This is a genomic window from Leclercia sp. G3L (genome assembly GCF_021117075.1).
Taxonomy (GTDB): domain Bacteria; phylum Pseudomonadota; class Gammaproteobacteria; order Enterobacterales; family Enterobacteriaceae; genus Enterobacter; species Enterobacter adecarboxylatus_C.
In genome coordinates, this window is the sequence record NZ_CP088265.1 from 663,489 (window position 1) to 689,019 (window position 25,531).

Consider the following 25,531-nt stretch of genomic DNA (forward strand, 5'->3'; position numbering starts at 1 on the left):
GGTGGGGATTTGCTCTTGCGCATAACCATGCACGCGGAAACCTTTACGTTGCTTAAAGTGTGCATTATTCGCTTGATCCGCGATTCAGGCTGCGTATAATGCCCCACAATTTGCCAGGAGGAAGCATGCTCAAACATGTTCGACAGAGTGCCGTTGCGCGTCTTAAAACAGACGCTGGCCTGCCGTTTTTCTTCCCATTGCAATCCCTATTCCAGAAGCCCCTCATTTGAGGGGCTTTTTTTTGCCCGGCGTCAGGAGATAAAAATGAATCCGCTTTATCAAAAACACATCATTTCCATCAACGACCTCAGCCGTGAAGAGCTGGAGCTGGTTCTGGCAACCGCGGCAAAACTGAAGGCCAATCCACAACCGGAGCTGCTGAAGCACAAGGTGATCGCCAGCTGCTTCTTCGAAGCCTCCACCCGCACCCGTCTGTCGTTCGAGACCTCCATCCACCGTCTGGGCGCCAGCGTGGTGGGCTTCTCCGACAGCAGCAACACCTCGTTGGGCAAAAAAGGCGAGACCCTGGCGGACACTATCTCGGTGATCGGCACCTACGTTGACGCCATCGTGATGCGTCACCCGCAGGAGGGCGCCGCGCGTCTGGCGACCGAGTTCTCCGGCGGTGTTCCGGTACTGAACGCCGGTGACGGGGCCAACCAGCACCCGACCCAGACCCTGCTGGATCTGTTCACCATTCAGGAAACCCAGGGCCGTCTGGAAAACCTGAACATCGCCATGGTGGGCGACCTGAAATATGGCCGCACCGTCCACTCCCTGACCCAGGCGCTGGCGAAGTTCAACGGCAACCGCTTCTACTTCGTCGCTCCGGACGCGCTGGCGATGCCGCAGTACATCCTCGATATGCTCGATGAAAAAGGTATTCAGTGGAGCCTGCACGCCAGCATCGAAGAGATGATGGCCGAGGTGGATATTCTCTATATGACCCGCGTGCAGAAGGAGCGTCTTGACCCGTCGGAGTACGCCAACGTGAAGGCGCAGTTTGTCCTGCGCGCCAGCGACCTCGAAGGTGCACGCAACAACATGAAAGTGCTGCACCCGCTGCCGCGTATCGATGAGATCACCACCGACGTGGATAAGACGCCGCACGCCTGGTACTTCCAGCAGGCCGGGAACGGCATCTTCGCTCGCCAGGCGTTACTGGCACTGGTTCTGAATCGCGACTTAGCTCTGTAAGGGGAAATGACCATGACACACGATAACAAACTCCAGGTCGAAGCCATCAAACGTGGCACCGTAATTGACCACATCCCTGCGCAGGTGGGCTTTAAGCTGCTGACCCTGTTCAAACTGACCGAAACCGACCAGCGCATCACCATCGGCCTGAACCTGCCATCCGGCGAGATGGGCCGCAAGGATCTGATCAAAATTGAGAACACCTTCCTGACCGATGAGCAGGTTAACCAGCTGTCCTTGTACGCGCCGGACGCGACCGTCAACCGCATCGACGACTACGAAGTGGTGGGCAAATCCCGTCCGAGCCTGCCGGAACGTATTGATGGCGTGCTGGTGTGCCCCAACAGCAACTGCATCAGCCATGCTGAGCCGGTCAACTCCAGTTTTGCAGTGAAAAAACGCGCCAATGACATCGCGCTCAAATGCAAATACTGCGAAAAAGAGTTTTCCCATAATGTGGTGCTGGCCAACTAATCGCAGTGGTAATGCATGCCTGCCTCTCTATAATGGCAGGCATATTCATAACGCTGTTATTCAGGAGAAATCATGACCAAAGTACTCGCGACGGAAAATGCACCTGCAGCTATCGGCCCATACGTTCAGGGCGTTGATCTTGGCAGCATGATCATCACCTCCGGCCAGATCCCGGTGAACCCAAAAACCGGTGAGGTGCCGGAAGACGTCTCTGCGCAGGCGCGCCAGTCGCTGGAAAACGTCAAAGCGATCGTTGAATCCGCTGGCCTGAAAGTGGGCGACATCGTTAAAACTACGGTCTTCGTGAAAGATCTCAACGACTTCGCCACCGTTAACGCCACCTACGAAGCTTTCTTCACCGAGCACAACGCGGGCTTCCCGGCGCGCTCCTGCGTGGAAGTGGCTCGTCTGCCAAAAGACGTAAAAATCGAAATTGAAGCGATTGCCGTGCGTCGCTAATACCTGATTTTGATATGCAAAAGGCAGCCTGCGCTGCCTTTTTTATTTTCTGAATACACAGAGAGAAATAACCTTCAAGCCTTTTCATTATTCTTTTTCATCGCAGCTTAAAATGACTAATTTTTTATTCCGGGCAACACTAAACCCGCCCAAATGCATTAATCCCTTTTAATGGAATAAAAAATGAAACTGTCTAAAATTGCGTTGGCACTTGCCACACTCACGGTTGCCTCATCGGCTTTTGCACATGGTTATGTAGAATCTCCGGCCAGCCGCGCTTATATGTGTAAGCTCGGTAAAAATATCGATTGCGGGGTAATGACTCCAACTTACTGATAGTGTTTTATGTTCAGATAATGCCCGATGACCTTGTCATGCAGCTCCACCGATTTTGAGAACGACAGTGACTTCCGTCCCAGCCTTGCCAGATGTTGTCTCAGATTCAGGTTATGCCGCTCAATTCGCTGAGTGTAACGCTTGCTGATTACGTGCAGCTTTCCCTTCAGGCGGGATTCATACAGCGGCCAGCCATCCGTCATCCATACCACGACCTCAAAGGCCGACAGCAGGCTCAGAAGACGCTCCAGTGTGGCCAGAGTGCGTTCACCGAAGACGTGCGCCACAACCGTCCTCCGTATCCTGTCATACGCGTAAAACAGCCAGCGCTGACGTGATTTAGCACCGACGTAGCCCCACTGTTCGTCCATTTCAGCGCAGACAATCACATCACTGCCCGGCTGTATGCGCGAGGTTACCGACTGCGGCCTGAGTTTTTTAAGTGACGTAAAAATCGTGTTGAGGCCAACGCCCATAATGCGGGCGGTTGCCCGGCATCCAACACCATTCATGGCCATATCAATGATTTTCTGGTGTGTACCGGGCTGAGAGGCGGTGTAAGTGAACTGTAGCTGCCATGTTTTACGGCAGTGAGAGCAGAGATAGCGCTGATGTCCGGCAGTACTTTTACCGTTACGCACCACGCCTTCAGTAGCTGAGCAGGAGGGACAACTGATGGAGATGGAAGCCACGGGAGCACCTCAAAAACACCATCGTACACTAAATCAGTAAGTTGGCACCATTACCCGATTGCGGTACTGTTCAATATGAACCCCAGAGCGTTGAACGTACTTCTGGCTTCCCAACTGGCGCGCTGCCGCCGGATGGACAGCTGGCCAGCGCCGGTATTTCCCAATATTCCCAGCTCGATCGCCAGAGCCTGAACGCGTGGACTAAAACACCGATTACTGCGGGTAAAAATACCTTTACCTGGTATCACACCGCACCACATAAAACCGTTAACTGGCGCTGGTATATTACGAAACAAGACTGGAATCCAAATAAACCGCTGACCCGCGATCAATTTGAGTCCACCCCATTCTGTACCGTAAATGGTAATGGTCAGGCTCCGGCTCAGCGTCAGCAAATGACCTGTAATGTTCCGCAGCGTACTGGCTACCAGGTTATTTACGCGGTATGGGAAATTGCGGATACCACTAATAGCTTCTACCAGGCGATAGACGTTGATTTCGGTAATGGCGGCAACGTCACCCCAGACGAAACCCCGGCAGTGGTTTCCGAATGGACCAACACCCTGAGCGGCCAGATTTCGGGTAACAACGTCAACGCAGGCGACAAAGTGATCGCCCGCTTCTTCGACGCAAATGGCGAAGTGGTCTCCATGCGTACCGAACTGACCGTCTCCTCGGCGTCTCAGGGCCAGGCAAGCCAGTGGGCATTCGATCTGGCGCAGGCGATCAACGCCGCGCACAGCGATGTCCGCGTCGGCATGAAAGACGAAAGCGGCGAGGTGAATCCGGTTCACGGCGCGAACAACGTCTACGTGAAAGACGGCAGCACCCTGAAATCTGTTGCTGTCTCTTATGAGGAACAGCAGTCTCAGGTGAGCGAAGCTATCGCCGTCACTAACGTGAAGTTCAGCAAAATCAAAAACGGTGCGGCAACCGTGACCTTCCACGTGAATACCCAGGGTAACGTCAACCTGGAAGCACGCGTGATGAACCACGCCGGTGCGGAAAAAGGTTATGTGAAGCAGGACATGAACAACGCCAACCAGGACGTGACCATGAACCTGTCTGACGTCACGCCGGGCCACCACATGCTGAAATACTACGCGTCCAACAAAGATGGCGTCATGTTCGCGCAGGACGTGATTGACATGATGCTGGAAGGCGAAGCGTCAAACACCGATAATGGTACCGCAGGTAAATACGACTACACCTATCCGCAGAATATCGCCTCCTACAAAGCCGGTACCGTGGTTCTGCAGCCGAAAAATGGTAAAACTTACAAGTGTAAGACTGCGCCATACAGCGGCTACTGCATTCAGTACGCAGCGGGCGCTAACCAGTTCGAACCGGGTGTCGGTTCCCACTGGACCATGGCGTGGACCCTGCAGAAATAAGTTGTTCTGTTTGCCGGGTGGCGGCTTCGCCTTACCCGGCCTATGGGTTAGTGCGGTTTGTTTGTCCGACAAACGGAACCGTACGGATTTTGTAGGCCCGGTAAGCGTAGCGCCACCGGGCATTTTTTACTGATTGCGCGTCGCGCGCAGCAGTTTCTCCAGCGGGTAGACCGCCGCAATCACCACTTCATCCTGAATTTGCGCCGCCTTATCCAGCTCGCCCTGAATCGACGCAATCTCGTTATCATCCAGCGTTCCCTGACGCGCCACCAGATCCGTTAAGCGCAGCCCAATCGTCGCCAGCTTATCCACCGTCTGAATCACCGGCTTCAGCGCTTTCAGCTGATAGCTGTTTTCGGCCAGCGCCAGCGCGTCCGGGGTGTTGGTCTGCCAGCGAGTAAAGAGATGACGCAGGGACTCCGCGCTTTCGCTGTCTTCGGCATCGCTCACCAGCCGCTCGGCCCAGCGGTCCATCTGCCGCACCTGGTTGCTCTCCGGAGGCAGCGCGTCGGCCAGGCGGTTCAGGGGCTCAAACAGATCGTAGTTTCCGGCCTGGAACTTGAGATGATTGCGGGTGTAATACTGGGCAGGCTCCAGCGCCTGGGCGAGGATGTTCAGCGCCATCGTGTCGGTGGTGTTCCCCAGACGGGTGAACTGCACCTGCTGACGGGCATGTTGTTGTAAGCCCACCGATACCGTCGACCAGCTGTCCATTGCCTGCAGGCGGGTGTACATGTTATCGACATCCGTTACGTCCTGCGCCGACCACAGCCGCTCCGCCACCGCAAACGCCCGCGGCCACAGCTTGATATCCAGCACCGGGGCAGACACATTTTCCGCCCACAGCGCCGCCTCGCCGCCCAGCAGATTCGCCTGCTGTCTGGCGTCAGGCACCGCCGGGGCGATCCCTTCCGGCACCGTATCCAGCCGCTGACCCGTCACCGGATAGCGGCTGTTGCCCAGCAGGAAATAGCCCTCAATCTTGTCGTCCTTCACCGTTACCACCGGGCGGGTTTCCCCCATCCAGGTATCGACGGTGAAGCTCACCTGATTGTCGCTGCGCCAGTCGATGTCCTGTACCGCCCGCCGCGATTTGCCGCTGAAATCGATAAACCCGCGCCAGCCCGCGTCGCCTTTCACCAGCGTGAAGCTCCCCTCCACCGGCTTGCCCTTCAGGCGCGGCAGGGTAAAGGACCAGCTCTGGGCGCTGTCGCGATCGGTGATGACGTCCACGTTGTTGAGCCCCTGGGGCACGATCTCATTGCGGTAGTGATAGGCGGTGTACTGGGGCTGATCGAGATAAAACCCGGTGGAGAGAATTCCTTTGTAGCCCTGCTTCACCACCTCGCCCAGCGCGTCCTGCCCCTGCCAGGACTGGATCAGGATGCTCTTCGGCAGATCCGGGTGGAAGATCTCGTCCCAGCCCACCATCTGGCGCTGGTTTTTCTCGAGGATCGTCTCCAGCTTGCGGTTGAAATACGCCTGCAGGGCGTGGCTGTCGGCCAGCTTGTTGTCGCGCATAAACTGCTGGATGGCGGGGTTCGCTTTCCACTGGCTGTCGTCCACCTCATCGCCGCCGATGTGCAGGTAGGGATCCGGGAAGATCGCCGTCAGTTCGGCGATCATCGCCCCGGCAAAGACGTAAGTGGCCTCTTTGGTGGGATCCATCACCGGCTTGAGCACGCCCCAATGACGCTCCATCTCATAGGGCCCCGGGGCGCTCATCAGCTCCGGATAGGCCACGGCAATGGCCGAGGCGTGGCCGGGCATGTCAATTTCAGGCACCACGCGAACGCCACGCGCGGCGGCGTAGCGCACCACGTCACGCATCTGATCCTGGGTATAGAACAGGCCGTCGCTGGCGAGTTCGGTCAGTTTCGGGTAGCGCTTTGAGGCAAAGCGCCAGCCCTGATCGTCGGTTAAATGCCAGTGCAGCACGTTGAGCTTCGCCGCCGCCATGCCGTCGATCTGGCGCTTGATGTCGTCGAGCGGAATAAAGTGGCGGGCCGAATCGAGCAGCAGGCCGCGCCACGGGAAGCGCGGGGCATCCTCAATGCTGACCCACGGCAGGGAGGTATTTTCCGCACCGTTCTGGATCAGCTGCAGCAGGGTCTCCATCGCCCGCAGCGCGCCGAAGCGGGTGTTGGCGGTGATAGTCACCCCGCTGGCGTCTACGGTGAGTGTGTAGCTTTCATCGCTGTCCGGTTTAGGCTGGGGGGCCACCTTCCGGGCGATGGCGATGGTTACCGTCGGTTTTTCAGGTTTGTCGGCCTGGGGCTGGAGGGTCCAGCCGGTTTGCAGCGCCACCCGCTGACGCAGGCGTGTCACCGCGTCACCGAGATCGTCCCCCGAGACGCTAACGGAGAAGTTATTGTTGATGACCAGCGCGCCCTGGCTGGCAGGACGTTCGACCTTTGCAGGCCAGGGCATCAGAGGGAGATCGCCTGCCGGGGCGGCAAACGCAGAAAAACCGAGCATAAGCCCGGCGGTCAGGAGGCTGTACCGTAACATGAATGTTCCTTATTTGACGGGCCGAAAAAAGGCAAAACATTCTGTTAACATGTGCGCAAATTAGCGTCAAGCGCGGCGGGTGACGGCGATCACAGGTTATTGAATTTGGGGTAAACGCGATGTGCCGGGTGGCGGCTTCGCCTTACCCGGCCTACGTTAGGATCGTAGGCCCGGTAAGCGCAGCGCCACCGGGCACAAACCTACTGCCAACCGTACCGGCGGCTATAGAACCCTTTCACCAGCTGCGTCAGCACCATATACCCGGCGAGGATCGCCACCAGCCACGGGAAGTAGCCGAGCGGCAGCGCCTGCAACTGCAGATACCCTGCCAGCGGCGAGAACGGCAGCGCGATGCCGAGCACCATCACCAGCCCCGTCATCAGGATCAGCGGCCAGGCGGCGCGGCTCTGGAGGAACGGAATGCGACGGGTGCGGATCATATGCACAATCAGGGTTTGCGACAGCAGCCCAACCACGAACCAGCCGGACTGGAACAGGGTCTGCTGATCCGGCGTGTTGGCGTGGAACACGAACCACATCAGGCAGAAGGTCAGAATGTCGAAGATCGAGCTGATCGGGCCGAAAAAGAGCATGAACCGGCCGAGTTCTGACGGATCCCAGCGCTGCGGCTTGCGGATCTGATCCTCGTCGACGTTATCAAAGGGGATCGCCACCTGGGAGACGTCGTACATCAGGTTCTGGATCAGCAGATGCAACGGCAGCATCGGCAGGAACGGCAGGAACGCGCTCGCCACCAGCACGCTGAAGACGTTGCCGAAGTTGGAGCTGGCGGTCATCTTGATGTACTTGAGCATGTTGGCGAAGGTGCGGCGACCTTCGATCACCCCCTCCTCCAGCACCATCAGGCTCTTCTCCAGCAGAATGATATCCGCCGCTTCCCGGGCGATATCCACCGCACCGTCAACCGAAATCCCGATATCCGCCGCACGCAGCGCGGGCGCATCGTTGATGCCATCCCCCATAAAGCCCACCACGTGCCCCTCGCGCTTCAGCAGGGTAACAATGCGCTCTTTGTGCATCGGGGTCAGGCGCGCAAACAGCGTGGTGCGCTTTGCAAGCAGAGCCAGCGCGTCGTCGGAAAGCGTTTCGATCTCGCTGCCCGTCACCACCTCACCCGCATCCAGCCCCACTTCGCGGCACACTTTCGCCGCCACCAGCTCGCTGTCGCCGGTAAGGATTTTCACCGTGATGCCGCTGTTTTTCAGCGCCCTGAGCGCCGGAGCGGTGGTCTCTTTCGGCGGATCGAGGAAGGCGATGTAGCCTTCGAGGATCAGATCCGATTCGTCGATGCGCTGGTAATCCCCCTCGCGGGCCGGCAGAAACTTGCTGGCCACCGCCACCACACGCAGCCCCTGGCGGTTGAGGTTATCGGTGACGCGGCGGATGCGCCGCAGCATGCTGTCGTCCAGCGGGACAATCTCGCCGTTGTGCCGCACCTGGGTAGATACATTCAGGATCTCCTGCAGCGCCCCTTTGCAGATCAGCTGATGTACCCCCTGCTCTTCACTGACCACCACCGACATGCGGCGGCGCTCGAAATCAAAGGGGATCTCATCCACTTTCTGCCAGCGGGTCGAGAGGGTGCGGGCTGTGGCTTCATCCACCCCTTCCAGCACCGCGACGTCGAGCAGGTTCTTCAGCCCGGTCTGGTAGTGGCTGTTCAGCCAGGCGGTATTCAGCACCCGCTCGCAGACCTTGCCCGACACGTCGGTGTGATGCTCCAGCACGATCTTGTCCTGAGTCAGGGTGCCGGTTTTGTCGGTGCAGAGGATATCCATCGCGCCAAAGTTCTGAATGGCGTCGAGGTGCTTGACGATCACCTTTTGCTTCGAGAGTTTTACCGCCCCGCGCGCCAGGGTCGAGGTGACAATCATCGGCAGCATCTCCGGAGTGAGCCCCACCGCCACCGAGAGCGCAAACAGCGCCGCTTCCCACCAGTCGCCTTTGGTGTAGCCGTTAATCAGCAGCACGATGGGGGTCATCGCCAGCATAAAGCGGATCAGCAGCATGCTGACGCGGCCAATGCCCTGCTGGAAGGCGTTGGGCTCGCTCTCCTGCTCGCTGACGCGCCCGACCAGCTGTCCAAACCAGGTGTTTCCTCCGGTGGCGATCACCATTGCCTGTGCCGTGCCGCTGACCACCGTGGTGCCCATAAAGCACAGGGTGTCGCACTCCAGCGGGTTGCTCTGCTGCGGATCGCGGCTGTGGGCGACCTTCTCCACCGGCAGGGATTCGCCGGTCAGCGAGGCCTGGGCCACAAACAGGTCCCGGGCCTGGAGAATGCGTAAATCCGCCGGGATCATGTCCCCGGCCGCCAGCTTCACCAGATCCCCCGGCACCAGCTGGTCAATAGGTACCTCCCGCCAGCCGCTTTCCCCTTTGTCGTTGAGGGTGCGCAGGACGGTGGCGGTGTTGCTGACCATCGCCTTCAGGGCATCCGCCGCCCGGGTGGAGCGGGCCTCCTGGATAAAGTTCAGCAGCGTGGAGATGCCCACCATCAGGGCGATCACCCCGGCGGCAAACAGGTCTTCGGTGGCATAGGAGATAACGCCCAGCACCGTCAGCAGCAGGTTGAAGGGGTTGCGGTAGCAGGCCCACAGATGCACCCACCAGCGGGCCGGTTTTTGCGCCGGGATCTGATTCTCGCCGTGCGTGGCGCGAGCGGTTTCGACCTCAGCGGCCGTCAGCCCTTCCGGATGGCTGGCAAAGGTCCGCCACAGCGCGGGCTCTTCCATTGCGGCCACCCGCAGACAGTGGGCGGCAAGCGCGCCGGGCATGACGGTATCGGTTTTGCCCGTTGCCATCGGGTCGCGCTGCACCAGACGGCGCGGCAGGTGGCGGCTCAGCCGGGCCAGCAGCTGTTGTGTGAAATTTTTGAACATAACACGTCCCCCGCACCCGTGAAAACGGGCGCAGTCTTGTCTTCAGACGTGACAAAGCCACGCCTGAGCGGCGGTATCAGTTATGCAGGAACGTTGAATAACGTTACTGCCTTACGCATCCGGTAAGGCAGTGAGTACAGGCTTACCGGAAAGAAAGGGTTCTCCCTCGCGGGAGAGGGGTGGGATCGGGATCCATACAGCCTCCGGTAAGTAAAAAAAGGTAAGTCGGCGCGCAGTATAGCGTTTTAGCCATACCGTTCGTGACAATTCGGGCGGTATGATACCGGCCGGGCATTAAACCAAACGTAAACCAGACTTTGCCCATTGCGGAACCGGACACCCGATTTAGGCTTATTGATTATTTCATCAATGCGTTACAGGAATGAAAGCATGCAGAATCGCCTCACCATTAAAGACATTGCGCGTCTGAGCGGCGTGGGTAAATCCACCGTCTCACGGGTGCTGAACAACGAAAGTGGTGTCAGCGAGCGCACCCGCGAACGCGTCGAGGCGGTGATGAATCAGCACGGCTTCTCTCCGTCCCGCTCGGCGCGCGCCATGCGCGGGCAGAGCGACAAAGTGGTGGCGATCATCGTCACCCGTCTGGATTCGCTGTCGGAAAACCTGGCGGTACAGACCATGCTCCCCGTCTTCTATGAACAGGGTTACGATCCGATCATGATGGAGAGCCAGTTTTCGCCGCAGATGGTCGAGGAGCACCTCGGGATGCTGAAGCGACGCAACATCGACGGCGTGGTGCTGTTTGGCTTTACCGGCCTCAGCGAGCAGATGCTCACCCCGTGGCAATCGTCTCTGGTCATGCTGGCCCGGGATGCCCGCGGCTTCGCCTCGGTGTGCTATGACGATGAAGGGGCAATTCACGTTCTGATGCAGCGCCTGTACGACGGTGGTCACCGGCATATCAGCTATCTTGGCGTGCCGCACAGCGACGTCACCACCGGCCAGCGCCGCCATAATGCCTACCTGGAATTCTGCAAACAGCACGCCCTGCCTGCGGTCGCCGCGTTACCCGGTCTGGGGATGAAACAGGGCTATGAGAAAGTGGCTGACGTGCTGACCCCGCAGACTACCGCGCTGGTCTGTGCCACGGATACTCTGGCCCTGGGCGCTAGTAAGTACTTACAAGAACAGCGCATCGACAGCCTGCAGCTGGCGAGCGTTGGCAACACGCCGCTGATGAAGTTCCTCCATCCGGAGATCGTTACCGTCGATCCCGGCTACGCCGACTCCGGCCGTCAGGCCGCTATGCAGCTGATTGAGCAGATCAACGGCCGCAGCGAACCGCGCCAGATCGTCATTCCCGCCGCCCTCTCCTGAGCGTCAAAAGACGCTTTATTGTGATCCTCGCCCGGTTTCGGGAACGTTCCCATTTTCCGCGTTACGCTGAAAGAGTAGGCTTGCCACCAGTCCCTAACCCCTACCATCTGTCATGAGGCTTCATGATGAGCAAAGTAAAACAAACGGATATCGACCAGCTGATCGTGCTGGTTGGCGGACGTGACAACATCGCCACGGTCAGCCACTGCATTACCCGCCTGCGTTTTGTGTTAAACGATCCGGCCAAAGCTAACCCCAAAGCCATCGAAGAGCTGTCGATGGTGAAAGGCTGCTTCACCAATGCCGGGCAGTTCCAGGTGGTGATCGGCACCGAGGTGGGCGATTACTATAAGGCGCTGCTGGCGACCACCGGCCACTCGTCGGCCGATAAAGAGCAGGCCAAAAAGGCCGCGCGCCAGAACATGAAGTGGCATGAACAGCTCATTTCACATTTCGCAGAGATTTTCTTCCCGCTGCTGCCGGCGCTGATCAGCGGGGGCCTGATCCTCGGCTTCCGTAACCTGATTGGCGATGTGCCGATGAGCGACGGCAAGACCCTCGCCCAGATGTACCCGGCTCTGCAGAGCATCTATGACTTCCTGTGGCTGATTGGCGAGGCGATCTTCTTCTATCTGCCGGTGGGGATCTGCTGGTCGGCGGTGCGCAAAATGGGCGGCACGCCGATTCTGGGTATCGTGCTGGGCGTGACGCTGGTCTCTCCACAGTTAATGAACGCTTACTTACTTGGGCAGCAGGTGCCTGAGGTGTGGAACTTCGGCCTCTTTACCATCGCCAAAGTGGGCTATCAGGCGCAGGTTATCCCGGCCCTGCTGGCCGGTCTGGCGCTGGGGATGATCGAGACCCACCTGAAGCGCATGGTGCCGGATTACCTCTATCTGGTGGTGGTGCCGGTCTGCTCCCTGATCCTGGCGGTGTTCCTCGCCCACGCCTTTATCGGTCCGTTCGGCCGCATGATTGGCGATGGCGTGGCATATGCGGTGCGTCACCTGATGACCGGCAGCTTCGCCCCGATTGGCGCCGCGCTGTTTGGCTTCCTGTATGCCCCGCTGGTGATCACCGGCGTGCATCAGACCACCCTGGCGATTGATATGCAGATGATCCAGAGCCTCGGCGGCACCCCGGTGTGGCCGCTGATTGCCCTGTCGAACATTGCGCAGGCCTCGGCGGTCACCGGCATCATCATCGTCAGCCGTAAGCATAACGAACGTGAAATCTCGGTGCCGGCGGCGATCTCCGCCTACCTCGGGGTCACCGAACCGGCGATGTACGGCATCAACCTGAAATATCGCTTCCCGATGCTGTGCGCGATGATCGGCTCCGGGCTGGCGGGCCTGCTGTGCGGGCTGAACGGCGTGATGGCTAACGGCATCGGCGTCGGCGGTCTGCCGGGCATCCTCTCTATCCAGACGAGCTACTGGCAGGTCTTCTCCCTGGCGATGGCCGTGGCGATTATCGTCCCGATGTTGCTGACCACCGTTATCTATCAGCGCAAGTTCCGTCAGGGCGCGTTGCAGATTGTTTAATCTCTTTCGGGGCGCAGTTGCGCCCCTTCGCATTTGCAGGAACGCACTATGAATACCCTTCCTCACTGGTGGCAAAACGGCGTCATCTATCAGATCTACCCCAAGAGCTTCCAGGATACGACCGGGCGCGGCACCGGGGATTTGCGCGGCGTGACCTCGCGTCTCGACTACCTCAAAACCCTCGGCATCGACGCTATCTGGCTGACGCCGTTCTATATCTCTCCGCAGGTGGATAACGGCTACGACGTGGCAAACTACGTCAGCATCGATCCGGCCTACGGCACGCTGGATGATTTCGACGCGCTGGTGGCCGCAGCCCATCAACGCGGGATCCGCATCGTACTGGATATGGTGTTTAACCACACCTCCACCCAGCACGCGTGGTTCCGCGAGTCGCTCAATAAAGAGAGCCCGTACCGCGAGTTCTACATCTGGCGCGACGGCACCCCGGAGCAGCTGCCCAACAACTGGCGCTCCAAGTTCGGCGGCAACGCCTGGCGCTGGCATGCCGAAAGCGAGCAGTACTATCTGCACCTGTTTGCCCCGGAGCAGGCTGATCTCAACTGGGAAAACCCGCAGGTGCGCGCCGAGCTGAAAAAAGTGTGCGAGTTCTGGGCCGATCGCGGCGTGGACGGCCTGCGTCTCGACGTGATTAACCTGGTATCGAAAGACCAGGATTTCCCCGACGATACGATCGGCGATGGCCGCCGCTTCTATACCGACGGGCCGCGCATTCACGACTATCTGCAGGAGATGAGCCGGGACGTCTTTACCCCGCGCAACATGATGACGGTGGGCGAAATGTCCTCCACCCGCCTGGAGCACTGCCAGCAGTACGCCGCGCTCGACGGGCGGGAACTGTCGATGACCTTTAACTTCCACCATCTGAAGGTGGATTATCCCAACGGCGAGAAGTGGACGCTGGCGAAACCGGATTTCGTGGCGCTGAAAGCCCTGTTCAGCCACTGGCAGCAGGGGATGCACAACCGGGCGTGGAACGCGCTGTTCTGGTGTAACCACGACCAGCCGCGCATCGTCTCACGCTTTGGCGATGAGGGAGAGTATCGCGTCCCGGCGGCGAAGATGCTGGCGATGGTGCTGCACGGGATGCAGGGCACCCCTTACGTCTATCAGGGCGAAGAGATTGGCATGACCAACCCGCACTTCACCCGCATCACCGACTACCGCGACGTGGAGAGCCACAACATGTTCGCCGGGCTGCGCGCCCAGGGGCAGGACGCCGACGAGCTGCTGGCGATCCTCGCGAGCAAATCCCGCGATAACAGCCGCACGCCGATGCAGTGGGATGCCTCAGCCAATGGCGGGTTCACCACCGGCGAGCCGTGGATCGCCCTGAGTAATAACGCGGAAACGATCAACGTCGAGGCGGCGCTGGCCGATCCCGACTCGGTGTTTTACGCCTACCAGAGGTTGATCCAGCTGCGTAAAACCCTGCCGGTGCTCACCTGGGGGGATTATCAGGATCTGCTCCCGGATCACCCGTTCCTGTGGTGCTATCGCCGCCAGTGGCAGGGCCAGACGCTGATGGCGATCGCCAGCCTGAGCCGCGAGTGCCAGCCGTGGCAGCCGCAGGCGGTTGAGGGCGACTGGCAGGTGGTGATGAGCAATTATCCTGAAGTCTCGCCGCAGCCTGGCGCCATGACCCTGCGTCCGTTTGAAGCGGTATGGTGGCTACAGTCTTAACGGGCATGCCGGGCGGCTCGAGGGCTGCCCGGCATGCGGATTAATTTTGTTTATTAATTATACAATTACTGAACTGTTGTCTTTACAATTCCTCAATCGCCCACCCGCTGTACTCTTCCCTGGATACCTTGTTCTGAATCAAATAAATCGCAAACTTGTTTGATGCAAATCACTATATGTAGCGCTTAGAATGCACGCCGACCCAACATCTTGTATTTAACGTCTACAATTTCAACAATAAGACGGCGTCAACGCTGGCCGGAATTGTGGATAACATGTGTTGGTAACCCGGGAAGTGGCTGGGCTGACTGTTGTTATGCCAAAAACCCACTTTCCTCTTCTCTGTGGATAACCTGTTTCTAAAGGAGTGGTCATGACACCGCATGTGATGAAACGAGATGGCTGTAACGTGCCTTTCAAATCAGAGCGCATCCAGGAAGCGATTCTGCGTGCAGCTAAAGCAGCGGGAGTCGATGACGCAGATTACTGCGCCACCGTCGCAGAAGTCGTCAGCAATCAGATGAAGGACCGCAGCAAGGTCGACATCAACGAGATCCAGACCGCGGTGGAAAACCAGCTGATGTCGGGCCCATATAAGCAGCTGGCGCGCGCCTATATTGAATACCGTCACGACCGGGATATCGAACGTGAAAAACGCGGTCGTCTGAACCAGGAGATCCGTGGCCTGGTCGAGCAGACCAACTCTGCGCTGCTCAACGAGAACGCCAATAAAGACAGCAAAGTGATCCCCACCCAGCGCGACCTGCTGGCCGGTATCGTCGCCAAGCACTACGCCCGTCAGCACCTGCTGCCGCGCGACGTGGTGCAGGCCCACGAGCGCGGGGATATTCACTATCACGATCTCGACTACTCGCCGTTCTTCCCGATGTTCAACTGCATGCTCATCGACCTGAAAGGTATGCTGACCCAGGGCTTCAAGATGGGCAACGCCGAGATTGAGCCGCCAAAATCAATCTCCACCGCCACCGCAGTGACCGCGCAGATCATCGCCCAGGTCGCCAGTCATATCTACGGCGGCACCACCATCAACCGCATCGACGAAGTGCTGGCCCCGTTTGTCGCCGCCAGCTATGCCAAGCATCGCCAGGTGGCGGAAGAGTGGCAGATCCCGGATGCGGAAGGTTATGCCCGCTCCCGCACCGAGAAAGAGTGCTACGACGCCTTCCAGTCGCTGGAATATGAAGTGAACACCCTGCACACCGCCAACGGTCAGACGCCGTTCGTCACCTTCGGCTTTGGTCTGGGCACCAGCTGGGAATCACGCCTGATCCAGCAGTCCATTCTGCGCAACCGTATTTCCGGTCTGGGCAAAAACCGTAAAACCGCGGTGTTCCCGAAACTGGTGTTCGCCATCCGCGATGGCCTGAACCACAAGTTTGGCGATGCCAACTACGACATCAAACAGCTGGCGCTGGAGTGCGCGAGCAAGCGCATGTATCCGGACATTCTGAACTATGACCAGGTGGTGAAAGTCACCGGCTCGTTCAAAACCCCGATGGGTTGCCGCAGCTTCCTCGGCGTGTACGAAGATGAAAACGGCGAGCAGATCCACGACGGGCGCAACAACCTGGGCGTGATCAGCCTGAACCTGCCGCGCATCGCGCTGGAAGCCAAAGGCAACGAGGCCGTCTTCTGGACGCTGCTGGACGAGCGCCTGCTGCTGGCGCGTAAGGCGCTGATGACCCGTATCGCCCGTCTGGAAGGGGTCAAAGCGCGTGTCGCGCCGATCCTCTATATGGAAGGGGCCTGCGGGGTGCGCCTGAAGGCTGACGATGACGTGTCTGAGATCTTCAAGAACGGTCGTGCGTCTATTTCGCTGGGCTATATCGGGATCCACGAAACCATTAACGCCCTGTTTGGCGACCAACACGTCTATGACAGCGAAGCCCTGCGGGCGAAAGGTATCGCTATCGTGCAGCATCTGCGCGACGCGGTAGATAAGTGGAAAGACGAAACCGGCTACGGCTTCAGCCTCTACAGCACCCCGAGCGAAAACCTGTGCGACCGCTTCTGCCGCCTGGATACCGCCGAGTTTGGCGTGGTGGAGGGTGTCACCGATAAGGGCTACTACACCAACAGCTTCCACCTCGACGTGGAGAAGAAGGTGAACCCGTATGACAAGATCGACTTTGAAGCGGCCTACCCACCGGTGGCGAGCGGCGGTTTTATCTGTTACGGCGAGTACCCGAACATTCAGCACAACCTGAAGGCGCTGGAAGACGTGTGGGATTACAGCTATCAGCACGTGCCCTATTACGGCACCAACACGCCGATCGACGAGTGCTACGAGTGCGGCTTTACCGGCGAGTTCGAATGTACCAGCAAAGGCTTCATCTGCCCGAAATGCGGTAACCACGACGCCGCCCGCGTCTCCGTGACCCGCCGCGTATGCGGTTACCTCGGTAGCCCGGATGCACGTCCGTTCAACGCCGGCAAGCAGGAAGAGGTGAAGCGCCGCGTGAAGCATCTGGGGAATGGGCAGATCGGTTAATCCTCTGCCACATTGATGCCCGGTGGCGCTGCGCTTACCGGGCCTACGGACCGCACTCTCATTGTAGGCCGGGTAAGCGCAGCGCCACCCGGCGTGGTTACACGCTATGAACATCCATCAATACTACCCGGTCGACATCGTCAACGGTCCCGGCACCCGCTGCACCCTGTTTGTCTCCGGCTGCATCCACGAATGCCCCGGCTGCTACAACAAAAGCACCTGGCGGCTGAACTCCGGAATGCCGTTCACCGCAGATATGGAACAGCGGATCATCGACGATCTCAACGACACCCGCATCAAACGCCAGGGGATCTCCCTTTCCGGCGGCGATCCCCTGCATCCACAGAACGTGCCGGATATTTTGCGGCTGGTGCAGCGCATTCGCGCCGAGTGCGCAGGCAAAGATATCTGGGTCTGGACCGGCTATAAGCTGGATGAATTAAACGATGACCAGATGCAGGTGGTGGACCTGATCAACGTGCTGATCGACGGCAAGTTTGTGCAGGATCTGAAAGATCCGATGCTTATCTGGCGCGGCAGCAGTAATCAGGTGGTGCATCATTTGCGTTGAGCTCAAAACCGGCTCAAACACTCCATCGCCACGGTTTTAAACTCGTCGAAGTCGTGGCAGCCGCACAGCCGGGTCATCGCCCGTTCGCGCAGGAAGGTGACGAAGATATCGTAGATCGCCATCGCCTCCTCATACTCGCTTTTACTGATCGCCAGCAGGAAAATGACGTGCGCGGTGTCATCGCCCCACTGGATGCCCTGCGGGGCCAGCACGGTATAGACCACGGTTTTTTGCGCCAGCAATCCGAGGGAATGCGGCAGGGCGATACCGTCGCCGAGCAGGGTGCTGACGATGGCCTCGCGCTCCACCACCGAGTCGAGAAACTCCGCGTCCACAAATCCCTCTTCCTGCAGCTGGTCGCACAGCTCCCGGAACAGCGTCTGCTGGTCGATGGGGCGATCGATGACGCGGAAATGGCTGGCGTCGAAGAACTTCTCCAGCATCCACGGGCGCGTTCTGTCCACCAGCACCAGCTTGCCGATCTGCTCCAGCTGATAGTCGGTCGGGAACGGGGCGATCAGCACCACCGGCTTGGCTTTTTCCGCGATCCGCGCGGTGGATATCACGAAGTCCTCGCTGATGCTTTCGCACTGCTCGTACTCCCGCAGGGTCAGGGTGCGCGTCACCTCGATCTGCGGGTACTTGCGCTGCAGCACCGCCTCGATCATCCGCACCATCGCGTTGCCCGCGTCGCAGACCAGCATCACCCGCGGCTGGCGCTGATAGCCAATGTTGTAATGGCGCTCCAGACCGACGCCAATGTGCAGCACCAGGAAACCGATCTCGTTTTCGCTGATCACATAGGGGGTGTATTTTCCCCAGCTGGAGACCGCCGCGAGGGTCATGTCCCACGCCATCGGGTAGTGCTGCTTGATGTTATCCAGCAGCGGATTGGGGATCATGATCTGGTAGCGCACGCGGGTGATCATGGTTTTTATATGGGTCAGGAGATCCGCGTGCAGCTGGGTGTCGTCGAGCAGATTGTAGTTAAAGTGGGTGTTGATATAGCGCAGGATGTAGTTCACCAGCGCCTCTTCATCATCGGCGTTGATGGCGCTGGGGGAGATCTCCTGCACCTGGCGGGCGGCGATATGCACCCCCAGCCAGGTCTCTTCCGCTGGCGAAAGGGTCTTATCCGCCAGCCGGGCGATGGCGCTGGCGATGTCCCGCGCGGCATCGCGCACGTTCTCAGCCACCTCTTCGGCGTTAAATTCCGGCAGCGGATAGCCTTCGCTGATGCGTCGCACCGTCACCGCGCCGTAGAGGCGTAAAAACAGCTCGCCTTCGTCGGTGAGGCGAATATGGTGGCGGGTGAAGGTCTCATGCAGCACGGCGGCGAGCTGTTCCGGCACGCCGGCATTCAGCGCCACTTCGGTGACCAGCGGATTGAGGTTGTCCTGCTGCGCCAGCTGCCACAGCAGATCGGTCAGGCAGGCGCGGATCGCCATCTCGCTGCCAAACAGCTTCATGCCGTGGCGCGGGCGGGTCTCCAGCGTCAGGCGATAGCGGTGAAACCACTCGCGCACCTCCGCCATATCGCTTTGCAGCGTGGCGCGGCTGACAAACCACTCGTCGGCCAGATCCTCCAGTTTGAGGGAGAACGCCGAAGTGAGAAAGCGCACCACCAGGTAGTGCACCCGCTCCGGGCCGGTGCGTGGGATCCGCAGCATCCGCGGGTGGGAATCCTGCAGCTGCTGGTAGCGGGCCTGATCGTCGATTTTCAGCTGATAGCCGTTCCCGCGGCTGAGGATAAACTGCGCCCCATTCCCCGCCAGCAGCGCGTTGAGCGCGGTAATGTCAGCCCGGACGGTACGCGTGGATACCGACAACCGTTGCGCCAGTTCGTCCTGAGGCAGCGTCTCGTTCTGCAACATTTCAAACAGTTGCGCTAAACGTTGGTTGGGAAATCGCACGGGGTTGTCCTCTTACTGCTTAAGGTGAAATGACCATCTGGGATGGGCTGCCGACCGGGGTATAGTCTGGCTCGAAGCTCAGCTTGCCGTCCTGCGCCACGCGGAAACGGGTGATGTTGTCGCTGCGCTGGTTCATGACGTACAGCCAGCGTCCCTGTTTATCCAGCGTCAGGGTGCGCGGGTAATCGCCACGCGTCCAGACATCGTCCCGATGCGTCAGCGTGCCATCCGCCGTTACGGTAAAGTGCCCGATGCTGTTATGCAAACGGTTAGCGACATACAGCTGCTTTCCATCGGCACTGAGTGCCAGCCCGGCGGCAAAACTGGTGCCTTTATACCCTTCCGGCAGCGCAGAGATCGTCCTGCCCTCTTTCAGCGTGCCGTTGGCCTGCACGGCATAATGGGTGAGCGTAGACGCCTCTTCGTTAATCAGCCACAGGGCATCGCCTTTTGGCGTAAAGACGAAGTGGCGCGGCCCGGCGCCTTTCGAGGAGGCGCTGATAAACGGCGGATCGTTCGGGGTCAGCTTGCCGCTTCGATCGTCAAAACGGTACTGATAGATGCGATCCAGCCCCAGATCGGTGGAAAAGACAAATTTCCCGCTCGGATCGGCGGCGATCATGTGCGCATGGGGACCGTTGTGATCGCTGATGGCAAAACTGCCTTCGGCTGCCGCTTCGGGTTTTGCGGCACCCGGCTCGCCCCGATCCTGATGTTTGTCGGTGGCATCACCCAGGCTGCCGTCTGCGTTGATCGGCAGCACCGCAATGGATCCGCTGACGTAGTTGGCCACCAGCAGGTGCTGGCCGTTTGGCGTCAGGGAGAGATACACCGGGCCCGCACCGCCGGACGCCACCTGATTCAGCTCACTCAGCTCGCCGTTTTCGCCCACCCGCAGCGCCTGCACCACGCCCTGCTCCACTTCGCTGGCCAAATAGATCGTTTTACCGTCGTGTGAAGCGGCCAACTGCGCGGCGTTCGGCAGCTTACTCACCAGCGTTTTGTTGCCGAGCGCGCCGGACTGCGGGTCGAGGGTAAAACGATACAGCCCTTCACCGTTCGGATTGTAGGTCCCCACCCAGGCATATTGCGTCTGGGCGACGGCGGCGGTAGCAAGTAGAGAGAGTGAAGCGACAAGCAGGTTACGGGTGTGCATGGTGGCTCCTGATCGTTATTCCCTCTCCCTGTGGAGAGGGTTAGGGTGAGGGATAGTTTTACTTCACCAACTTCTTCGTCATTTCCAGCAGCGTACGCACGTCTTCCGGGCGCGTGTCGCCGCTGGCTTTGTCGATGATCGAGCTGTAGATATGCGGAATGATCTTGCTCACGCCCGCATCCAGGGCGATCTGCAGGATCGCTTCATAGTTCTCCAGATCGATTCCCCCGGTCGGCTCCAGCCAGAAGTCGTGACGGGCGCAGGCTTCCGCCACCGCTTTGTATTCGTCACGACATTTCAGGCCGCCCATCGGGAAGTATTTGATCGAGCTGCCACCGAAATCCTTCAGCAGGGCAATGGCGGTTTCCACCGGGACGATGCCGTCCGGTGCCGCGCTGCTCAGCGGGCCGGTGGAGATTTTCACCATCCCGACGGTGCCGGTCGGGGAGACCAGGCCGTTAACCACGGACTCGCTCTGCCCCAGCAGCGCGCGGCTGGTAGCCACCCCGGTGAAGACCTGGTTGACGTGCTGCGGCTGCACCTGGCGGGAGATTTCGCTCACCATCGCCGACTGGTTCGGATCCCCCGCCCCCAGGCCCACGGAGAGGGCGTTATCGATCAGGGCGGCGTACTCGCGCATGTCCGCCACGGCGCTGTCCACGTCCGGGTAGTTTTTGGAGAGCACGCCCACCAGCACATGGCCTTCTGCCGCTTCATAGATGGCGCTGGCGTTGGCTTTGGATCCGGCCAGCACGTTCAGACACACGCGGTCGCGGTAAAAATTGGGGGTCAGTTTCATGCCTTTTTCTCCTGGCCTAATACTTCGCTGATGCGGCGATAGACGATATTCAGTTGGTCTGCGCTGACGCTGCGCACGTCGGCTTCGATAATCCCTTCGTTAGCTTTGTAGCCACGGAAGTAGATAGCGTATTCGCCCTGCTTCAGGGCATGCACCAGGTCGCCGGTGCCGACGCCGGTAGTGGCTTCGTCGAACTTAATCTCGGTGCGGGCGATATCGCGACCCGCGCTGTCCCAGACCACGCGCGCGGTGACGCCGTTCAGGGTGTTGAGCGCGTCGATAAACGGCGTCATCTTCGCCACCATCTCGGCCCCACTCTCTTTGGCTGCCGTCAGGTAGTGTTCAATGGCGCAGGTCAGGCCCAGAATGCCCTCTTTACCCACCTTCATGGCGCGGCCAATGCCTGCCGTCTGACGCTTGACCCACTCGACGTACTTGGTTCTGCCGATCACCAGGCCACTGGTTGGCCCTTCGATGGCCTTCGCGCCGCTGTAGATCACCAGGTCCGCGCCGGAGCGGTAGTAAGCGTGCAGATCTTCTTCTGCCGCCGCGTCGACAATCAGCGGCAGGTCGTGTTTACGCGCCACCACTGCCGCCTGCTCCACGCTGAGCATGCTCTTCTGCACACAGTGGTGGGATTTGATATAGAGGATTGCCGCAGTGCGCGGGGTGATCGCTGCCGCCAGCTGATCGGCGGAGCATTCGTTGGCGTAACCGGCTTCCACCAGCCTGCCGCCGCCCAGCGCCACCATGGTGCCCACCGGGGCGCCAAAGTTAACGTTGTGGCCTTTCGGCAGGACAATCTCGTTGTTCTCAATCGGGGTGACGTGCAGGTTCTCCAGCAGCCAGTCGCTCTCTTTCACCAGCACCGCCGCCACCGACTGGGCGATGCCCGCCGAGGCGCAGGAGACGACGGTCGCCCCTTCCACATCCAGCAGCTTCGCGATGTACTCGCCGGTTTTGTTGACCAGATCCTTCATCTCGAAGTACTGGTTCATGCCGTCCATCGCCGCCTGCATCACTTCCGGGCGCGGGGTGGAGACGCCGAGCGCCGTCATGCGCCCGGAGGTGTTAATCACCTGTTTTAAATTGTATTTCTCAAAAATTGAAGGCATGTTCCGTGCTCCCTTGTTCGGTCATGTAGCCCTTGCCCGCGCGGATCGCGGCAAGCGGCACCAGAATGTGTTCAGCCTGCAGGCTGTCGTTTTCGGCATCCGTCAGCACGGTTGGCTGGTGTTTGATGGTGAACAGCGTCAGGTCGGCGTCGAGACCCGGCTGAATGCGGCCTTTATGGGCCAGGCGCAGGCCGTCGGCGGCGTTGGCGGTCACGCACTCGATCACCTGCGGCAGCGACATGCCGATGGCGAGAAACTTCGACATCACGCTCGAAAGCGAGCCTACCGGGCCGTTGATGCGGTTGCGGCAGTAGATATCCGAGCTGATAGTGTGCGGCAGAATGCCCATCGCGATGGCGCGTTTCGCCACCTCAAAGCTGAAGCTCGCGGTGCCGTGGCCGACGTCCAGACGCACGCCGCGCTTCAGGGCGTTGGTGACGGAGGCGCGCAGTTCCCCGGAGGGGGTCAGAATGCGGTTCGGTTTGCCGTTGTAGCAGTGGGTGATGATGTCGCCGGAACTCAGCAGGTCGGCGATTTCGTCGAGATTCGGCGGGTTGTTGCCGATGTGTACCATCAGGGGCAGATCGCCGTTCTCTTTCTGGATCGTTTTGGCGCGCTCCAGCGGCGTAATGCCGTTTTCACCGACAACGCTGCTGCTCATGCGCGCTTTCAGGCCGACGATAAAATTCGGGTGGCGTTGTACCGCCTGCTTCACCGCGTCAGCGTCGATGTTGGCCATGTTGGCCAGTTCGTTCTGGGCAATCAGCCCCACGCGGGAGATGTTCAGCAGGGCAAATACCTCGGTGGAGGCCTTACGGGTGATGGCGTAGAAGTCGTCCACGTCATCCGCCCCGGTGCTACCGGCGTCCACTACCGAGGTGACGCCGGTGGCAATGCCCACGCTGTCCGGCTCGTCGTGGTAAATCGGGGAGTTCGGGTAGCAGTGGACGTGGGAGTCAATCCAGCCTGCGCTGACAAACACTTCGCCGTTCAGCTCCACCGTTTTTTGGGCAGGCGCGGCGATGTCGCCCACCGCTGCGATCTTCCCGTCCTGAATGGCGATATCGGTCAGGGTATCGTCGGTGAGGCGCGCGCGGCGCAGGAGTAAATCAAACATGGGGTTCTCCTGATAAGGCGGGCGCCTGAGCGCCCGCGGGTATTAAAGGGCGACCGGGAACAGCCAGCCCAACAGCATCGCGCCGAGGATGGCGCCACCGGTAATCGGCTTCTGCCAGATGTAGAACAGCAGGGCGCCTAACAGGGAACCGATGCCGATGGGAATCGACGCGGTCATCGCGCTGAGGATAATCAAAGGCCCGAGGAAGCGGCCGGAGGCGTTACCCGCGCCCATCATCACGTCAGCCCCGTAGGTGGAGTTGCTCTGATTGATGGTGAACTTGCGCGCCAGGATGATGATGTAACCAATCGCCAGACCAATAATCAGGCCGGTCGCCAGCGAGGCGATAAAGTTGGTCACCGGGAACATGATGCCCGCCCCCAGCAAGAGCGCCGGAACGCCGAGGCCCACCCCGGTCTGGATCGCCCCGCCGATATCGAGGATCCCCACCAGGGAGCCTTCGATAATACGGGCAAACAGGAAGCTGGCGCCGAACGCCGCTACCGCGCCGTAGGCACCGGTATCGATACCCGCTTTCAGCATCGCCACGAAGGCCACTTCGTTAAAAGCGCCGATACCGTAGAGGTAGTACATGTGCGTCCCGGCGAACACGCCGGAGGAGAGCAGGCCAACGAAGATCGGGAACGACCAGTCGGCATACCAAAAACCTTTATTCTGTTCCATTTAGAGGCTCCTGTTACTTGCCGCTGAGCGAGTTGTGGATCATGTCGAGCCAGTTCGGCACGGTCAGATGGAAGGATTCAATCATCTTCATGTCGAAGCCGCGGAAGAAGCCGCTCAGCACGAACAGCGCGACGATGGCGACCATCATCACTTTGGTGACGTGGTTCCAGCCGCTCTCTTCCACGCCTTTACCGATCAGGATCCCCAGCACCAGGCCCGGTACGGCGTTACCCATAATCAATTGCGCCGCGCCGCCAAAGACGGTGGCCCAGAAGCCCGATTTTTTACCCGCATCGATAGCCGCCAGCCAGAAGATCACCGGCATCACGGTGTTCACCAGCAGGTTAGCGGCAGGTACCAGCACCTTCACGGCGGTCACCTGAAGCGCAGCAGGAACGGACGACGCGGTGAGGTTCAGGAAGGTGACGACAATCATGCCGATCACGCCGCAGGCGATCGCCATTTTGCGGGGATCGTGCAGCGTCTCGCCGACGTTGCGGTTTTTGATCATCAGCGCCGCGGCACCCCAGTTCGGGATGATGCGGTGGTCAACGTCCTGGGTGAAGGAGCCCGCCGCAACCGACGAAGCCCAGGCGTTGAAGAAGAAGCCTAACCCAAAGGAGAAGTGAGACGCTGGGTCTCCCTCACAGGAGTTCAGCTCCCCCAACGTACGAAACGCGCCCATACCCTGTGTGGTAGGCGCATGAAACATGCGTGCAGCCCCGGCGCCCACGCCGACGCCAACCAGGCCGCCGATGATGAGCGATTTTATTAAAATTATCAGGAACATTAGTCTGCCCTATTAGTAAGAATCAGCGTTGCGTGACAAAGTCCACCTGGTCCAGATTGATGGCAGTCACGTTGACGGTCACGTCCAGCTCCACGCTGTAGGTGCGTCTTTCCCGGCGCAAAAAGAAGAACAGAAACGCCTCTTTACGCACCGCTTCTTGCGCCTGAACAACCTGCACATCCTGTGGCTCAATACGCAGTAAGATATGCGGCGATGCTTTCATCACCGCGGCCTGAACGTGGTTCAGCGCGTCGGCAAAGGCGCGCGCTTTGGCGTCACCCTTGCCTTTCACTCTCACCGTGGTGGTGAACTGTTCTTTCAT

At 59.4% G+C, this 25,531-nt stretch carries 22 protein-coding genes; 11 read left to right on the top strand and 11 right to left on the bottom strand.

The features are described 5' to 3' along the window. Positions 1 to 125 precede the first annotated feature (125 nt). The 5 genes from LRS40_RS04550 (at position 126) to LRS40_RS04570 (ending at position 2,466) form a co-directional block, all read left to right on the top strand. On the top strand, positions 126 to 230 hold the full coding sequence (locus tag LRS40_RS04550) for a pyrBI operon leader peptide (protein ID WP_156262787.1): 105 nt from the start codon (positions 126 to 128) through the stop codon (positions 228 to 230). A gap of 34 nt (positions 231 to 264) precedes the next feature. After that, on the top strand, positions 265 to 1,197 hold the full coding sequence (gene pyrB, locus LRS40_RS04555) for an aspartate carbamoyltransferase (protein ID WP_231313213.1): 933 nt from the start codon (positions 265 to 267) through the stop codon (positions 1,195 to 1,197). A gap of 12 nt (positions 1,198 to 1,209) precedes the next feature. Continuing rightward, complete coding sequence (gene pyrI / locus LRS40_RS04560; protein ID WP_156262786.1) at positions 1,210 to 1,671, top strand: aspartate carbamoyltransferase regulatory subunit; 462 nt, start codon at positions 1,210 to 1,212, stop codon at positions 1,669 to 1,671. 72 nt (positions 1,672 to 1,743) lie between these two features. Next, positions 1,744 to 2,130 (top strand): 2-iminobutanoate/2-iminopropanoate deaminase, encoded by a 387-nt coding sequence (gene ridA, locus LRS40_RS04565; RefSeq protein ID WP_142488020.1) that lies wholly within the window; start codon positions 1,744 to 1,746, stop codon positions 2,128 to 2,130. Between the two features lie 183 nt (positions 2,131 to 2,313). Continuing rightward, positions 2,314 to 2,466 (top strand): hypothetical protein, encoded by a 153-nt coding sequence (locus tag LRS40_RS04570; protein WP_231313214.1) that lies wholly within the window; start codon positions 2,314 to 2,316, stop codon positions 2,464 to 2,466. On the opposite strand, the gene LRS40_RS04575 is transcribed toward LRS40_RS04570, so the two are convergent. Next, complete coding sequence (locus tag LRS40_RS04575) at positions 2,460 to 3,158, bottom strand: IS1 family transposase (RefSeq protein ID WP_231311807.1); 699 nt, start codon at positions 3,156 to 3,158, stop codon at positions 2,460 to 2,462. The two genes, LRS40_RS04570 and LRS40_RS04575, sit on opposite strands and share 7 nt — an antisense overlap. 32 nt (positions 3,159 to 3,190) lie before the next feature. On the opposite strand from LRS40_RS04575, the gene gbpA reads away from it, so the two are divergent. Then, positions 3,191 to 4,552 carry an N-acetylglucosamine-binding protein GbpA gene (gene gbpA, locus LRS40_RS04580; RefSeq protein ID WP_370649957.1) on the top strand — a complete coding sequence of 454 codons (1,362 nt, stop codon included), beginning with the start codon at positions 3,191 to 3,193 and terminating at the stop codon, positions 4,550 to 4,552. 126 nt (positions 4,553 to 4,678) lie between these two features. Here the strand turns inward: gbpA and LRS40_RS04585 are convergent, their stop codons facing one another. Further along, a complete protein-coding gene (locus LRS40_RS04585) occupies positions 4,679 to 7,063 on the bottom strand; it encodes a beta-N-acetylhexosaminidase (protein ID WP_231313216.1) in 2,385 nt (794 codons plus the stop codon). A gap of 200 nt (positions 7,064 to 7,263) precedes the next feature. Beyond that, positions 7,264 to 9,966: a magnesium-translocating P-type ATPase gene (gene mgtA, locus LRS40_RS04590; RefSeq protein ID WP_231313217.1), complete on the bottom strand. Its 2,703-nt coding sequence runs from the start codon at positions 9,964 to 9,966 to the stop codon at positions 7,264 to 7,266. Positions 9,967 to 10,356: 390 nt separating this feature from the next. Here mgtA and treR point away from each other — a divergent pair, with 390 nt between their 5' ends. From treR to nrdG, 5 genes are all read left to right on the top strand, one after another. Continuing rightward, a complete protein-coding gene (gene treR, locus LRS40_RS04595) occupies positions 10,357 to 11,304 on the top strand; it encodes a trehalose operon repressor TreR (protein ID WP_156262781.1) in 948 nt (315 codons plus the stop codon). Between the two features lie 125 nt (positions 11,305 to 11,429). After that, positions 11,430 to 12,848 (top strand): PTS trehalose transporter subunit IIBC, encoded by a 1,419-nt coding sequence (treB, locus tag LRS40_RS04600; RefSeq protein WP_231313861.1) that lies wholly within the window; start codon positions 11,430 to 11,432, stop codon positions 12,846 to 12,848. A 48-nt stretch (positions 12,849 to 12,896) separates the two neighbouring features. After that, the gene (gene treC, locus LRS40_RS04605) at positions 12,897 to 14,552 is read left to right on the top strand and encodes an alpha,alpha-phosphotrehalase (protein ID WP_231313218.1); all 1,656 of its coding nucleotides are present in this window, start codon (positions 12,897 to 12,899) and stop codon (positions 14,550 to 14,552) included. Positions 14,553 to 14,925: 373 nt separating this feature from the next. Beyond that, positions 14,926 to 17,064: an anaerobic ribonucleoside-triphosphate reductase gene (gene nrdD, locus LRS40_RS04610; RefSeq protein WP_231313219.1), complete on the top strand. Its 2,139-nt coding sequence runs from the start codon at positions 14,926 to 14,928 to the stop codon at positions 17,062 to 17,064. 106 nt (positions 17,065 to 17,170) lie between these two features. Then, positions 17,171 to 17,635: an anaerobic ribonucleoside-triphosphate reductase-activating protein gene (nrdG, locus tag LRS40_RS04615; protein ID WP_142488011.1), complete on the top strand. Its 465-nt coding sequence runs from the start codon at positions 17,171 to 17,173 to the stop codon at positions 17,633 to 17,635. Between the two features lie 2 nt (positions 17,636 to 17,637). On the opposite strand, the gene LRS40_RS04620 is transcribed toward nrdG, so the two are convergent. Genes LRS40_RS04620 through LRS40_RS04655 form a run of 8 tightly spaced genes read right to left on the bottom strand, consistent with a single transcriptional unit; the run spans position 17,638 to position 25,531 of the window. Continuing rightward, entirely contained in the window at positions 17,638 to 19,548 is a 1,911-nt protein-coding gene (locus LRS40_RS04620) for a BglG family transcription antiterminator (protein ID WP_142488010.1), read from the bottom strand. Positions 19,549 to 19,567: 19 nt separating this feature from the next. Beyond that, positions 19,568 to 20,704 carry a lactonase family protein gene (locus LRS40_RS04625; RefSeq protein WP_231313220.1) on the bottom strand — a complete coding sequence of 379 codons (1,137 nt, stop codon included), beginning with the start codon at positions 20,702 to 20,704 and terminating at the stop codon, positions 19,568 to 19,570. A 58-nt stretch (positions 20,705 to 20,762) separates the two neighbouring features. Then, positions 20,763 to 21,503: a KDGP aldolase family protein gene (locus LRS40_RS04630; protein WP_156262776.1), complete on the bottom strand. Its 741-nt coding sequence runs from the start codon at positions 21,501 to 21,503 to the stop codon at positions 20,763 to 20,765. Continuing rightward, entirely contained in the window at positions 21,500 to 22,618 is a 1,119-nt protein-coding gene (locus LRS40_RS04635) for a DgaE family pyridoxal phosphate-dependent ammonia lyase (RefSeq protein ID WP_231313221.1), read from the bottom strand. The genes LRS40_RS04630 and LRS40_RS04635 overlap by 4 nt, the downstream gene beginning before the upstream one ends. After that, entirely contained in the window at positions 22,602 to 23,735 is a 1,134-nt protein-coding gene (locus LRS40_RS04640; protein ID WP_231313222.1) for an amidohydrolase/deacetylase family metallohydrolase, read from the bottom strand. The genes LRS40_RS04635 and LRS40_RS04640 overlap by 17 nt, the downstream gene beginning before the upstream one ends. Positions 23,736 to 23,777: 42 nt before the next feature. Further along, positions 23,778 to 24,419 carry a DUF4310 family protein gene (locus tag LRS40_RS04645; RefSeq protein ID WP_142488005.1) on the bottom strand — a complete coding sequence of 214 codons (642 nt, stop codon included), beginning with the start codon at positions 24,417 to 24,419 and terminating at the stop codon, positions 23,778 to 23,780. A 13-nt stretch (positions 24,420 to 24,432) separates the two neighbouring features. After that, a complete protein-coding gene (locus tag LRS40_RS04650) occupies positions 24,433 to 25,209 on the bottom strand; it encodes a DUF4311 domain-containing protein (RefSeq protein WP_142488004.1) in 777 nt (258 codons plus the stop codon). Between the two features lie 22 nt (positions 25,210 to 25,231). Next, positions 25,232 to 25,531: a DUF4312 family protein gene (locus LRS40_RS04655; RefSeq protein ID WP_006810338.1), complete on the bottom strand. Its 300-nt coding sequence runs from the start codon at positions 25,529 to 25,531 to the stop codon at positions 25,232 to 25,234.